At 63.9% G+C, this 12,820-nt stretch carries 12 protein-coding genes and 1 pseudogene; 9 read left to right on the forward strand and 4 right to left on the reverse strand.

What is annotated here, in order from left to right:
* The first annotated feature begins 140 nt into the window (after positions 1-140).
* The 6 genes and pseudogenes from aceE (at position 141) to OY559_RS01540 (ending at position 6,327) form a co-directional block, all read left to right on the forward strand.
* Entirely contained in the window at positions 141-2,834 is a 2,694-nt protein-coding gene (gene aceE, locus OY559_RS01515; RefSeq protein ID WP_277728395.1) for a pyruvate dehydrogenase (acetyl-transferring), homodimeric type, read from the forward strand.
* Between the two features lie 236 nt (positions 2,835-3,070).
* Positions 3,071-3,283, forward strand: a complete 213-nt coding sequence (locus tag OY559_RS01520; RefSeq protein WP_277728396.1) for a type II toxin-antitoxin system HicB family antitoxin — start codon at positions 3,071-3,073, stop codon at positions 3,281-3,283.
* A 156-nt stretch (positions 3,284-3,439) separates the two neighbouring features.
* Positions 3,440-3,739 carry a type II toxin-antitoxin system RelE/ParE family toxin gene (locus tag OY559_RS01525; RefSeq protein ID WP_277728397.1) on the forward strand — a complete coding sequence of 100 codons (300 nt, stop codon included), beginning with the start codon at positions 3,440-3,442 and terminating at the stop codon, positions 3,737-3,739.
* A 1-nt stretch (position 3,740) separates the two neighbouring features.
* Positions 3,741-4,019: pseudogene (locus OY559_RS01530) on the forward strand (addiction module antidote protein); the annotation flags it as partial.
* Positions 4,020-4,161: 142 nt separating this feature from the next.
* The gene (locus OY559_RS01535; protein WP_277728398.1) at positions 4,162-5,175 is read left to right on the forward strand and encodes a DNA glycosylase AlkZ-like family protein; all 1,014 of its coding nucleotides are present in this window, start codon (positions 4,162-4,164) and stop codon (positions 5,173-5,175) included.
* A 64-nt stretch (positions 5,176-5,239) separates the two neighbouring features.
* A protein-coding gene (locus tag OY559_RS01540; RefSeq protein ID WP_277727764.1) for an IS3 family transposase occupies positions 5,240-6,327 on the forward strand; the annotation gives its coding sequence in 2 pieces (ribosomal slippage) (positions 5,240-5,492 and positions 5,492-6,327; 1,089 coding nt in all).
* A 267-nt stretch (positions 6,328-6,594) separates the two neighbouring features.
* On the opposite strand, the gene OY559_RS01545 is transcribed toward OY559_RS01540, so the two are convergent.
* A complete protein-coding gene (locus OY559_RS01545) occupies positions 6,595-7,497 on the reverse strand; it encodes a hypothetical protein (protein ID WP_277728399.1) in 903 nt (300 codons plus the stop codon).
* Positions 7,498-7,918: 421 nt separating this feature from the next.
* Between OY559_RS01545 and OY559_RS01550 the strand changes: the two genes are divergently transcribed.
* Entirely contained in the window at positions 7,919-8,236 is a 318-nt protein-coding gene (locus OY559_RS01550; protein ID WP_277728400.1) for a DUF3817 domain-containing protein, read from the forward strand.
* 46 nt (positions 8,237-8,282) lie between these two features.
* On the opposite strand, the gene OY559_RS01555 is transcribed toward OY559_RS01550, so the two are convergent.
* The 3 genes from OY559_RS01555 to OY559_RS01565 form a co-directional block, all read right to left on the reverse strand.
* The gene (locus OY559_RS01555) at positions 8,283-9,152 is read right to left on the reverse strand and encodes a protein NO VEIN domain-containing protein (protein ID WP_277728401.1); all 870 of its coding nucleotides are present in this window, start codon (positions 9,150-9,152) and stop codon (positions 8,283-8,285) included.
* Positions 9,153-9,346: 194 nt separating this feature from the next.
* Positions 9,347-9,727, reverse strand: coding sequence for a hypothetical protein (locus OY559_RS01560; protein ID WP_277728402.1), 381 nt, complete (start codon positions 9,725-9,727; stop codon positions 9,347-9,349).
* A complete protein-coding gene (locus OY559_RS01565) occupies positions 9,724-10,749 on the reverse strand; it encodes a DUF2272 domain-containing protein (RefSeq protein ID WP_277728403.1) in 1,026 nt (341 codons plus the stop codon). Before OY559_RS01565 ends, OY559_RS01560 begins: the two co-directional genes overlap by 4 nt.
* A 192-nt stretch (positions 10,750-10,941) precedes the next feature.
* Here OY559_RS01565 and OY559_RS01570 point away from each other — a divergent pair, with 192 nt between their 5' ends.
* Entirely contained in the window at positions 10,942-11,781 is an 840-nt protein-coding gene (locus tag OY559_RS01570) for an arylamine N-acetyltransferase family protein (protein WP_277728404.1), read from the forward strand.
* A 66-nt stretch (positions 11,782-11,847) separates the two neighbouring features.
* The gene (locus tag OY559_RS01575; protein ID WP_277728405.1) at positions 11,848-12,816 is read left to right on the forward strand and encodes a polysaccharide deacetylase family protein; all 969 of its coding nucleotides are present in this window, start codon (positions 11,848-11,850) and stop codon (positions 12,814-12,816) included.
* Positions 12,817-12,820 lie beyond the last annotated feature (4 nt).

Here is a 12,820-nt window from a genome sequence, read left to right on the forward strand (position 1 = left end):
TCATTGTCCCGGGACAGACACGCTGCATCCGCTCCATACGCCTGCGTAGCCAGGTCCCGCGGCGGGTGCGTGCGTTACACTTCAACGCTCTGAAAGTATCGGCAATGCCGTGCCCCACGCGCGGCGCAACAGGAGTGGGAATGAACTGGTTGAACGAGATGTTGCAGAGCGATCCGGATCCGCAGGAATCCCGCGAATGGATCGATTCCATGCAGGCGGTGATCGAGAAGAACGGCGCCCTGCGTGCTCACCAGTTGCTCGAAGGCATGGTGGAAGTCACCCGCCGCGCCGGCGCCTACCTGCCGTTCTCGCCCACCACCGAATACGTCAACACCATCGCCCCGCAGAACGAGGCCAAGAGCCCCGGTGACGCCGCGCTGGAATGGCGCATCCGGTCGATCATCCGCTGGAACGCGATGGCCACCGTCGTGCGCGCCAACCGCAAGCCCGGCGACCTCGGCGGCCACATCGCCAGCTTCGCCTCCGGCGCCACGCTGTACGACGTGGGCTTCAACCACTTCTGGCGCGCGCCGAGCGACAACCATCCGGGCGACCTGCTCTTCATCCAGGGCCACAGCGCGCCGGGCATCTACGCACGTTCGTTCCTGGAAGGCCGCATCAGCGAGCAGCAGCTCGACAACTTCCGCATGGAAGTCGACGGCCAGGGCATCTCGTCCTACCCGCATCCGTGGCTGATGCCGGACTACTGGCAGACCCCGACCGTGTCGATGGGCCTGGGCCCGCTGGCGGCGATCTACCAGGCGCAGTTCATGAAGTACCTGGAGCATCGCGGCCTGATCGAGAAGTCCGACCGCAAGGTGTGGTGCTTCATCGGCGACGGCGAGAGCGACGAGCCGGAAACCCTGGGCGCCATCGCGCTGGCCGGCCGCGAAGGCCTGGACAACCTGATCTTCGTGGTCAACTGCAACCTGCAGCGCCTCGATGGCCCGGTGCGCGGCAACGGCAAGATCATCCAGGAACTGGAAGGCGTGTTCCGCGGCGGCGGCTGGAACGTCATCAAGCTGCTGTGGGGCAGCTACTGGGATCCGCTCCTCGCGCGCGACACCGACGGCGTGCTGAAGAAGCTGATGATGGAAACCGTCGACGGCGAGTACCAGAACTGCAAGGCGTTCGGCGGCAAGTACACGCGCGACAACTTCTTCGGCAAGTATCCGGAGACGGCGGCCATGGTCGCCAACCTGTCCGACGACGACATCTGGCGCCTCAACCGCGGTGGCCACGATCCGCACAAGGTCTACGCGGCCTACCACGAGGCGGTGAACACCCAGGGCATGCCCACGGTGATCCTGGCCAAGACAGTGAAGGGCTACGGCATGGGCTCGGCGGGCGAGTCGCTCAACCCGACCCACCAGACCAAGAAGCTGGACGACGAAGCCATCCGCACGTTCCGCGACCGCTTCAACATCCCGGTCAGCGACAAGCAGCTGGAAGAATCGGCGCAGGTGCCGTTCTATCACCCGGGCGAGGACTCGCCGGAAATCCAGTACCTGAAGGCGCGCCGCGCCGCGCTGGGCGGCTACCTGCCGCAGCGTCGCCGCAAGGCCAGCGAGTCGTTCGAGACGCCGAAGCTGGAAGCCTTCGACCGCCTGCTGAAGAGCACCGGCGAGCGCGAGATCTCCACCACCATGGCGTTCGTGCAGGGCCTGAACATCGCACTGCGCGACAAGCAGGTCGGCCCGCGCCTGGTGCCGATCGTCGCCGACGAGGCGCGCACGTTCGGCATGGAAGGCATGTTCCGCCAGATCGGCATCTACGCGCCGTTCGGCCAGAAGTACAAGCCGGTCGACGCCGACCAGTTGATGTACTACCGCGAAGACCAGTCCGGCCAGGTGCTGCAGCAGGGCATCAGCGAGCCGGGCGCGATGTCGTCGTGGATGGCGGCGGGCACCAGCTATTCGGTCAGCAACGTGCCGATGCTGCCGTTCTACATCTACTACTCGATGTTCGGCTTCCAGCGCATCGGCGACATCGCGTGGCAGGCGGCCGACATGCGTACGCGCGGCTTCCTGCTGGGCGGCACCGCGGGCCGCACGACGCTCAACGGTGAAGGCCTGCAGCACGAGGACGGTTTCAGCCACGTCATCGCCGGCAGTATCCCGAACGTGCGCAGCTACGACCCGACCTTCGGTTTCGAGGTGGCGGTGGTGCTGCAGCACGGCATGCAGAAGATGCTGCAGGAGCAGGTGGACGAGTACTACTACGTCACCCTGATGAACGAGAACTACACCCACCCGGAGATGCCGGAAGGCGCGGCGGCGGGGATCATCAAGGGCATGTACCTGCTCACCGACGCGGGCAAGCCGAAGAAGGGCGAGCTGCGCGTGCAGCTGCTGGGCAGCGGCACCATCCTGCGCGAGGCGATCGCGGCGGCCGAGTTGCTGGACAAGGATTTCGGCGTGACCGCCGACATCTGGTCGTGCCCCAGCTTCAACGAGCTACGTCGCGACGGTTTCGACGCCGAGCGCTGGAACCGCCTGAACCCGGAAGCGAAGTCGCCGCGCAAGGCGTACGTGACGGAGCTGCTGGAAGGCCGCCAGGGCCCGGTGGTCGCGGCGACCGACTATGTGCGTGCGTACGCGGACCAGATCCGCGCGTTCGTGCCGGGGTCGTACACGGTGCTGGGCACGGACGGCTTCGGCCGCAGCGACACCCGCGCCAACCTGCGCCGCCACTTCGAAGTGGACCGCTACTACATCGCCCACGCCGCCATCGCCGCCCTGGCGAAGGAAGGCAAGATGACCGGCAAGGATGTGTCCCGCGCGATCAAGCAGTACAAGATCGACGTGGACAAGGCGAACCCGGTCACCGTGTGATGTCGCGCACTCCCTCTCCCGCATGCGGGAGAGGGAGGAGTGGAAGGTGGTTGGTCAGGATGATGCAAGCCCTTCGCACGGAATGCGAACATGCCGCCGGCTCGCTGTCGTAGAGCGGAGCTTGCTCCGCTGCTTCGCGATCCCTCAGCGTCCGGGACGCCATCGCGGAGTCGAGCAAGCTCGACTCTAAGTTAGGTACTCCGTGCCGTGAGCCGGGCCATCAAAAGGTGACTTCCATGCGCTACGCCATCGTCATCGAGCAAGCGGGCGACAACTACTCCGCCTATGTGCCGGACCTGCCCGGCTGCGTGGCCACCGGCGCGACCAAGGCCGAGGTGGAAGCGTTGATCCACGATGCTATCGCCTTGCACCTCGCGGGAATGCGCGAGGATGGGTTGGCGATACCGGTACCGTCGAGCCAGGTGGAGTACATCGACGTCGCGGCGTGAGTGCGCCCTGACGAAGTGAGGCAAGGCGGCCGGCACGGCCAGCGCGCCCTCGATCACGCAAGCGGCTTCGGCCGCTTTTTTTGTTGGCCGACCGGTTGACACGTTGTGAACCAAGGTTCACAGTTCCCGCGAGGTCGACGTCATGGATGACGCTGCATGATCGAGGTCAGGAAGACGCGGATATTCGAGGACTGGTTTGTTTCGCTGCGCGACCGGCACGCGAGGATGCGCATCCAGGCGAGGATCGATCGGCTCGCATTCGGCAACCCGGGTCAGCATCGCGTGCTGGCGGGTGGCATAGGCGAGATGAAGATCGATTGTGGCCCGGGCTATCGCATCTACTACAGCCGGCATGGCGACGCGTGGGTGCTGCTGCTGTTGTGCGGCGGCGACAAGGCATCGCAACGCGCGGACATCGGGGCGGCGCTAGCGCTGGCGAGAAAGTTGGAGACCTGACATGGCACTGAAGACCACGCTCTGGCATTCGGCGGAGTATCTGAAAACCGAATCGGACATCACCGCCTATCTGGACGCGTGCTTCGAAGAGGCTGGCGATGATCCAGCCTTCCTGGTGCATGCGCTGGGTGTGGCGGCGCGCGCACGCAACATGAGTCAGCTGGCGCGCGACACGGGACTGACGCGCGAAGGCCTGTACAAGGCGCTGTCCAGCGACGGCAATCCCAGCTTCGGCACGGTACTGAAAGTGGCCGATGCGATGGGCTATCGGTTTGCACTGGTCAGCAAGCGGTCAAAACCAAGCCTCAGGGCGGGCAAGCGGGCCGTGGCGCAGGACGCGCCGACCGGCGCACGCAAGCGGCGTGTCGCGCAGGCCAAGCAGGGATGAGCGCGAATACCGTCCGGCAGCGTATCCGTTCCGCATGATGCTCACCCTCGATCACCTGCGCCGGTATGCCGTCGCGCGCAGCCTGTTCAAGCCGACCACCCTGCCGCGTGCGATCCAGCGGCTGGGGTTCGTGCAGGCGGACCCGATCCGGGCGCCGGCGCGCGCGCAGGACCTGACGCTGCGCCATCGTGTCGCCGGCTATCGTGCCGGTGATCTGGAACGGCGGTACCCGCGCCTGCCGCTGGAAGAAGACTTCTTCGTCAACTACGGTTTCCTGCCACGCGAGCATCACCAACTGATGCACCCGCGCAAGGCACGCGAGGCGTGGACGCCTGCGCGCTGGAAGCAGGCGCAGGCGGTGCTGGCCTTCGTCAGCGAGCGCGGCACGGCGCATCCGCGCGACGTGGATGCGCACTTCGGGCATGGCAAGACGACCAACTGGTTCGGGGGTTCGTCGAACGCGAGCACGCAATTGCTGGACGGCATGCATTACCGCGGGCTGCTGCGGGTGGCGCGCCGCGAGGGCGGTACGCGGGTCTATGCGCCGCGCATCGGTGATGCGACACCTGTCGCGATGTCTGATGCGGAGGCGCGGCTGGATGCGTTGCTCGACATCATCGTGCGCAAGTACGCGCCGTTGCCGGCGGCGAGTCTGGGCCAGTTGCTGGCCTATCTGCGTCGCGGTGTGCCGCAGTGGGAAGGCCTGCGTGCGGGGGCGTTGAAGCGGGCACGCCAGCGGTTGGGCACGGCGCGGGTCGATGGGGTGGACTGGTACTGGCCGGCGGACGAGGATCCGTGCTCGCGACGCTGGAGGCCGGATGACCAGGTGCGGTTGCTGACGCCGTTTGATCCTGTGGTCTGGGACCGGCGGCGGTTCGAGTTGTTCTGGGGGTGGACGTATCGGTTCGAGGCGTACACGCCAGCGCCGAAGCGAAAACTGGGGTATTACGCGCTGCCGGTGCTGTGGGGTGACCGGGTGATTGGGTGGGCGAATCTCAGTGTGGTGGATGGGGAGTTGCGGTCGACGTTTGGGTATGTGGATGGGTAATCCCCCCGCGGATTAGCTGACACCAGAAGTGGAATTTTCTCGTACGCTTTCCCGAGGAGGTTCCATGAAGAAGTCCCGATTCACCGACAGCCAGATCATTGCCGTGCTCAAGCAGGCCGAAGGCGGTACGCCCGTGCCTGAGCTGTGCCGCGAGCACGGCATCAGCTCGGCGACGTTCTACAAGTGGCGCAGCAAGTTCGGCGGCATGGAGGTGTCCATGGTCGCGCGGATGAAGGAGCTGGAGGAAGAGAACCGGCGCCTGAAGAAGATGTACGCCGACGCCCAGCTCAGCGCCGACCTGCTGAAGGAGGCGCTGTCAAAAAAATGGTGAGGCCATCTCAACGCCGGGAGATGGCCCGAACAACGGTCGAAGGCGGACGCACGAACATCCAGCACGCCTGCCGGACATTCGAGGTGAGTCAGACCTGCTACCGGTACCAGGCCAAGGCTTCGGACGAGAACGCCCGGATCGCGGACTGGCTGGTGCGATTGACGACGACGTATCGCGACTGGGGCTTCGGTCTTTGCTTCCTGTACCTGCGCAACGTGAAGGGCCTGGGCTGGAACCACAAGCGGGTGTACCGCATCTACCGGGAGTTGGAATTGAATCTGCGGATCAAGCCAAGGAAGCGACTTGTGCGCGAGAGGCCCGAGGCGCTGGCCGTGCCGGAGTCGATCAACCAGATCTGGTCGATGGACTTCATGCACGACCAGCTGGCCGATGGCCGCAGCTTCCGGTTGTTCAACGTCCTGGACGACTTCAATCGCGAGGGGCTGGCCATCGAGGTGGACTTGTCGCTGCCCTCTGCCCGGGTGATCCGATCGTTGGAACAGATCATCGAATGGCGTGGCAAGCCGCGTGTCATTCGCTGCGATAACGGACCTGAATACATCAGCGGGGCACTGCTGGCGTGGGCGGAACGCAACGGCATCCGGATCGAGCACATCCAGCCGGGCAAGCCACAGCAGAACGCCTACGTTGAACGTTACAACCGCACGGTCCGCTACGCCTGGCTGGCCCGTACCCTGTTCGACACCATCGAGCAGGTGCAGGACAAGGCCACGCGCTGGCTATGGACTTACAACCATGAGCGCCCGAACATGGCGCTCGGCGGCATCACACCAGCCATGAGGCTGGCGATGGCCGCATAGCTCCACTTTTGGCGACTGCTAAAAATGGGGGGATTACCGATGGGCGTTGGCCGAGATGTATCGCCTTTCGCATTGCACTTGAAACCGAGTTGGGTCGAATGCGCGCCTTCTTAATGTCGGGCAGATGAAGTGATGCCTCTAAGTATTGAGAGGGACGGGCAACCTTTCGGTCGCCCGTCCCTCCGCATTTCGGTAGCTAGCTGTCGCGCGTTTTCTATCGAGCTAAGCACCACCATCAAACAGGTTTATCTGAAACTCGAGCATTCCCTAGCCGTTGGGCTGCGAATTGGAGACGTACTTGCATTTGAGCGTTTGTCCATCCCAGGTGCATTCAAGGCGATTGCTCGTATTTGAACCCGTCACGGGAATGCCCTGCGCTTGCAAAGCTCTAATCCAATTCAGAAGGCTGTCCGAGTTGCTGAAGAAGTACTGACCGCTGAAATCAGGTCCGCCGGCTGAAGTGTTCACAGATACGTCTGGAATTCTATTTCCCTCGGCATCTCGACTTGTGCCGGGGACGAGCTGTGCTTCGTTAACGTTGTTCGCAGTTAGCGTGAACGTACTTGAGGTTCCGTCATTCCAGGTAATTACAACATTTATGCCGAAGTCACCAAAGAGCTGGGGTGCCGAAAGCACTGCGGACATAAACGTTAGGCCAAGTGCGTCAAGTTCCGCATTTCCAGTTCCTCCTGTCATGGCATACGCGATGTTCTGGCCGAGTCTGGTCCTTACAGTATTTGAGCTCGCGACTTCGTATGCGTTAGAGCCAGTAAAGCCACCATACGGGTTTGCATAGAAAATCCCACGTGGATATCCCGTGTCTCGAGGGGAGCTAACAATAGTTACGTTGCCCAAGCCTTGAGTTCTATAGTCGGTTACGGTCAAATAGAAGTAAGTAATTCCTGCGGGAACAGTCTGTCGAGAAGCAACTAGTGTGCCGCCTTCCCCTGCTTGTGGGTAAACATGAAAAAGGCGAACGCTTAAACTGTTGTTGTTTATTATGTAGTGATAGCCAGACCCAAGACTTATAGCTTTCCATTGCCAATCGTTAATGGTTTGGCATGTGTCGCAGGTTGCAACTGAATTGGCCGCCGTCGCCGTGGGCGCCATAGAGAATTGCGCCAGACAAAGCAGTGCGGCTGCGAGGCCGGGAAGTTTTTTTGGATTCATTGTTGGCTCTCCTTGCTTTAGTGGAAAGATCACTTATCGTAATGCTTTGAAGAGTAATTTCGCTCGTTGCTCTTGCAACAAGGCCACTCTACACGGCAAGGCTTACGTAAACGTACTTACGAGAAGTTTGTCCAACTTCATGTTGAGTCCTTGAAGTTGTCTGCATGTTTAGCTGGTTCATGAAAGGCGGAAAGAAGTCGAGCGCCGTCATGCCAAGATCGCTCTGAGTCTTCGAGGTTGATTTAGCCAATGACAGAACTATCAATGAGTGCACCTCGTGCTCAATTTATGGGCATCGCAATACTGATCAAGCGGATAGTTCTGGCTTTCATGCATGTCTCGGACTCAAGCCTTTAAAATCCCAACCGCCAGCGAGCGTCGCAGCCGCCATCGCATCCGGCACCCCTCACTGGAGCTCTGCATGTCCCGTCCCCTCGCGCCCGCCGGGCGCCTGTTCGCTGTCGCTGCTTTCATCGAAGGCTTCACCTGGGCCGGTCTGCTGATCGGCATGTGGCTCAAGTACGGCCCGGTGGGCAACGAACTGGGCGTGAAGATCTTCGGCCCGTTGCATGGTGGCGCCTTCCTGTTCTACGTCGTGGTCACCGTGCTGTCGGCGCTGCGCCTGCGCTGGCCGTGGTGGGCCACGCTGCTGGCCGTCATCGCCGCCGTGCCGCCGCTGGTGACCGTGCCGCTGGAGATGTGGTTCCGGCGGATCGGGTTGCTCAGCGTGCGTACGTGATGTCCCCAAGCGGCGGGCCGGGGCCCGCCCTACGTCGCTGCCGCGCTCAATTGCCCACGAGCGTTGCGCGGTAGCTCACCGGATCGAGCAGGCAACTTGCCGAAATTGGACCGTTGAGCGAGAACATGCTTGGACTCTTGCGGAAGTTGAACAAGCGGTAGAGGTAGAACTGGTCAACAGCCTCTTCCGAAAAGCCAACCTCGTTTGAACTCACGAAGAAGGGCGTTTCCGGGTCATAGGACGTGGTCTTTACCTCAATGAACCTTTCGCGGCCGTCGACATCGTATGAAAGTATGTCGAAGCCGAGCCCGTCGCCCTTCACCTTGGACGTATGTTCAATCCGGTCGACGAGTTGCTTGGCGCCCTCATCGAAGAGTCTGCGGGCTTCAAACTCCATGACAAGTAGTTCGCCTGCATGCCCAAGTGAACGATTCCTTGCCTCTCGCTCCAGGTAATCCCGCTTGATCGCAATGCGTTGAATGGCTGCGGCGGCTGCATCGTTGACGCGATACCTCGGCGCCGGAACCCCGACCACGAAATCTGAGAAATCAGTTATCAAGGGTGGTTCGGCAGCGGTTTCAACGCTTCGGATGGCGGCTTGGTCTAACACAGCATCCCGCGGCAATAGCTCGCCGACCACATCGATCAGAAGCTTCTGAACGTTTGCGAGCGGTTTGTAGCCCGACACGGACTGCACGCCCAGTGCATGAAGGACAGCGCTGATGTTGCGGAACTTGTACTCGATGGCGCCCGTGTTCCGTGCCGGGATCTGGCTGGCAAGCTGTCGAATGACCTCAGCCTTGACGAAGGTCTGTCCCAGTTCTTGCATTCGAAGCATGCGCAAGTAGGCAAGGACCGTGATCTCGACCTCAGCCGCCGACCACGACTCCCCAGCTACACCGTCTTCGATTGCCATGCGTCCACTCCCGACCCCGCTTTCCAGGATAGTGGATCTGTTTGCACCCGTCATTGGCGCGGGATTGCAGCGACAGCAGACGACCTACTGAGCGGCGGCTGGTGACCGTGCCGCTGGAAATGTGGTTCCGCCGGATCGGGTTGCTCAGCCAGTTTGATATCCCGGAGTGGCGGGCCGGGGCCCGCCCTACGGAATCATGGCACCTTGCGCAGCACGTGTTCCGCGTTCTCGCAGACCACCAGCGCGCCATCCCCGGTAACGGTACCGGTGGCCTGCACGCGATCGCCCGCTTTCAACGCTTGCACATCGTCCGGCGGCGGAGCCTTGCACAGGTTCCAGCGGGCGGGCAGATGCACATCGACTTGACCATTGGTCGCCGCGATCTTCACCACGGCGCTGCCGTCGTAGGTCCATGGCGTGGTGTCCACGCTGACGACGGTGCCGTTGACGGTGGCCTGCTGGCCGGCCGCGAGCGTGGGGCTGGAGGTGGGTGGCGTGGTCGTGCAGGCGGCCAGCATCACGGTCGCGGCGAGGGTCGCGAGACGAGCGACGGGGAGGCGGGGCAGGGTCTTCATGGGGTGTCCGTGGTGGCGGGCGAGGTGGCTTCCGCCGGGCACCTTGGCACGCCCGACCCGACGACGCAGTGAATGCAGCATTCCGCCTTCTCGGGTGATCCACTGCCCGGCGCGTCCTGCACCGGCGGCAGCGCACTCGGCAGCTTCGCCAGTTCCGCCGGCGGCTTGAGCCGCAGGATCGCCGCCCAGTCCTGGCGGTTCATGCTGCATGCGGCCTCGTTGTCCGGCGCGCACAGCGTGCCGTCGCCGATCCGCAGCGGCAGGCCACCCCAGAACTCGCCATTGCGGTTCAGCGGCAGCATCCGCATGGTCACGGCCTGCTGCACGTTGCCGCCGATCGCGTACGCCGTGCTGTCGTTGTTCGGGTTCACCGCCACCACGATGTCGCAATGCATGTCCAGCGGACCGCCGCTGCGCAGCACCGGCAGCAGACCCTCATGGCCGAACAGGCGGCCGGACTGGCGCACGTAGCAGATCATGTCGCCGACCATCGGCTTGGCCTTCGCCACGTCGATGACGTCGAAGGCGTTGGTCGACGGGTCCTGGAACGCCGCCTGCACATAGGTGAAGTGGCGGCTGGAACCGCGGAAGCCCGGCACCCGGGCTTCGCGCATCACCCACGAGATGAAGGCGGCCGACCACGGCGTGTCCACCACGAAGCCGCGGCAGGCTTCGGCCTGCGGACCGGTGGCGGAGGCGTACAGGCACTCGGTCGCACCGCGGCGGTGGCCGATGGCGCCGAGCAGGCCGCTGTCGCGCCAGTAGCGCGCGACGCGTTGCCAGGCGCGGTCATCGCCGAGCGACAACAACGAGGACTCCGCCTCCGCCATCGGCGCGTTCGCCAGTTTGCCCTCGCGGTCGATGAAGGGGCGGTACCACATCAGGTGCTCGCGGCAAGCGACCGCGGCGATGCGGGTGGCGACGTCCGACGGTGTCTGTTGCGCCAACTGCGGGCAGGCATCGGCCGCATACACGGCACCGGAGGTCAGCAGCAGGAAGGGCAGCAACAGCCATGCACGCATCAGATGATCCTGAGAGTCGGTGATCCTTACCTACGCATGATGCCGCATCCGCAGGACACGGCGTCATCACGCGGCATGAAGGTATGGAAATGGTCGGCGATGGACGCCGTGGAGGATGCGTCCGGCGGAACGCCTTGACCTCAATCGCGCTTGAGGTCGCACAGTGGCCGCCTGCCGAACAAGGAGACCGCCGTGACCGACACCCTCACCGACATCGCGCTGTACCTGCAACGCCTGGGTCATGACCGCGCGCCGCCGCCCACGCTGGAAACCCTGCGCGCGCTGCAGCAGCGGCATACCGCCACGTTCCCGTTCGAAACCCTGTCCACCCTGCTGCACCTGCCCGTGCCGCTCGACCTGCCGGCCATCCAGCACAAGCTGCTGCACGAAGGTCGCGGCGGCTACTGCTATGAACTCAACCGCGTTTTCCTGGCGTTGCTGCAACACCTGGGGTTCGACGCACGCGGCCTGACGGCGCGCGTGGTGATGGGAGGGCCGGAGGACGAACTGACCGCGCGTACCCATCTGCTGGTGCTGGTCACCGTGGACGGCCAGCGCCATATCGCCGATGTCGGCTTCGGCGGCATGGTGCCCACCGCACCGCTGCGGCTGGACACCGAGGACGTGCAGACCACGCCGCACGAGCCATACCGCATCACCCGGCATGACGGTCTGCACACCCTGCGCGCCCAGGTGGCCGGCGAGTGGCGGGCGATGTACGTGTTCGACCTGCAACCGCAGGCCGAGATCGACTACATCGTCGGCAACTGGTACGTCAGCACGCATCCGGACTCGCCGTTCCTGGGCCAGCTGCGCGCCGCGCGCACCGGGCCGGGCTGGCGCAGGACGCTCAACAACGGCAGCTTCGCGCTCCATCGCCTCGGCCATGCGAGCGAACGGCGCAGCCTGCCGGATGCCGATGCCGTGATCGCGGTGCTGCAGGATGAGTTCGGCATCCGCGTGCCGGACCATCCCGGCCTGCGTGCCGCCCTCGATGCGCGACTGCGGGCGGAATCAACGGTCACGTCCTGAGCCGTCTGGCGGTAGGGCCATGGCGGACGGTAAGCTCGCCGCTCCGCCGGCTGCCCTGGATCGTGCGTGTCCTTCCTCCTGCGTGTACTGCTGGTGTCTGCGTTTGCGTTGAGCGCGCACGCCGCCGAACCTGATCGCCGCATCGCCATCACCATCGACGACCTGCCATGGCAGCGCATGGGCAAGACGCCGGAAGCCGAATTGCCGGCAAGGCACGCGCAGTTGATGGCGCAGCTGGAGCAGGCCGGCGTGCCGGTGGTGGGGTTCGTCAACGAAGGCAAGCTGGAGATCGATGGCCAGGTGCAGCCCGCGCGCGTGGCGATGCTGCGCGACTGGCTGGAGGCGGGCTTCGAACTGGGCAACCACACCCATGGCCACCTCGACCTGCATGCGGTCGGCCTGCCTGCGTTCCAGCAGGACATCCTGGATGGCGAGCGCGTGCTGCGCCCGCTGCTGGCGGAACGCGGACAGGTGCCGCGCTGGTTCCGCCATCCCTATCTGCGCGCGGGACGCACGCCGGAAGACCGTGCCACGCTGTCCGCGTTCCTCGGCGAACACGGCTACCGCATCGCGCCGGTGACGGTGGACAACGGCGAATGGGTCTGGGCCTTCGCCTATGCCAACGTGCTGGACGGCCAGCCGGATACGCCGGCGCGCGCCGCCACGCTGGAGCGCCTGCGCCGCGGCTACATCCCCTACATGCTCAACAAGGTCGACTACTACGAACGGCAATCGCAGGCGTTGCTGGGCCATGCGTTGCCGCAGGTGTGGCTGCTGCATGCCAACGAGCTCAACGCGGTGGCCTACGCCGAACTCGTGGCCGGCGTGCAACGGCGCGGCTACCGGGTGGTGACGCTGGACGAAGCGCTGCGCGACCCCGCGTACGCCCGCGGCGAGGAGGGCTACAACGGCCGCTTCGGCCCCAGCTGGCTGCACCGCTGGGCGATGGCCGAGAAGAAACCCAAGGAGTTCTATGCCGGCGAGCCAGTGGTGTCCGGGTGGGTGCTGGCGCTGGCGGGCGTGGCATCGGAATAGCTGG

It is taken from the genome of Pseudoxanthomonas sp. SE1 (genome assembly GCF_029542205.1).
Classification (GTDB): domain Bacteria; phylum Pseudomonadota; class Gammaproteobacteria; order Xanthomonadales; family Xanthomonadaceae; genus Pseudoxanthomonas_A.